This window comes from Sciscionella sediminilitoris (assembly GCF_000737195.2).
GTDB classification, from domain to species: Bacteria; Actinomycetota; Actinomycetes; order Mycobacteriales; family Pseudonocardiaceae; genus Sciscionella; species Sciscionella sediminilitoris.
This window is the reverse complement of sequence record NZ_JALM01000215.1, coordinates 1-551: the sequence shown is the minus strand read 5'-3', so window position 1 is coordinate 551 and position 551 is coordinate 1. Positions and strand designations below refer to the sequence as shown.

The window sequence follows — 551 nt, the reverse complement described above, 5'->3', positions numbered from 1 at the left end:
AAGAAGGGCCCGCACGACCTGGACGTGTTCCGCAAGGTCGTCGAGGTGAACCTGATCGGCACCGTGAACGTGATGCGCCTTGCCGCGGCCGCGATCGCGCAGACCGAGGCGCTGGAGAACGAGCAGCGCGGGGTCGTGGTGAACACCGCCTCGATCGCCGCCTTCGACGGGCAGATCGGCCAGGCCGCATACAGCGCCTCCAAGGCCGGGATCGCCGGGCTCACCCTCCCCGCCGCGCGTGACCTCGCCCAGCAGGGGATCCGGGTCATGACCATCGCGCCCGGAATCGTGGACACCCCGATGCTCGCCGGGGTCACCGAGGAGTTCCGCGCCGGGCTCGCCGAGGGGATCCCGTTCCCGAAGCGGCTCGCCCGCCCGGACGAGTACGCCCAGCTCGCCCAGTCGATCATCGAGCACGACTACCTCAACGGCGAGACCATCCGGATGGACGGCTCGCTGCGCATGGCCCCGCGCTGACCAGGGCAAACGAAAGGTCGTGCGTGGTTGTGTTGGTTCTAACCAACACAACCACGCACGACCTTTTCCACAGC

At 68.4% G+C, this 551-nt stretch carries 1 protein-coding gene; it reads left to right on the top strand.

Annotation, left to right across the window (positions count from 1 at the left end; genetic code table 11):
* On the top strand, nucleotides 1-477 hold a 477-nt coding region (locus AD72_RS35210; protein WP_031470980.1), incomplete at its 5' end, for an SDR family NAD(P)-dependent oxidoreductase.
* Nucleotides 478-551: the final 74 nt, after the last annotated feature.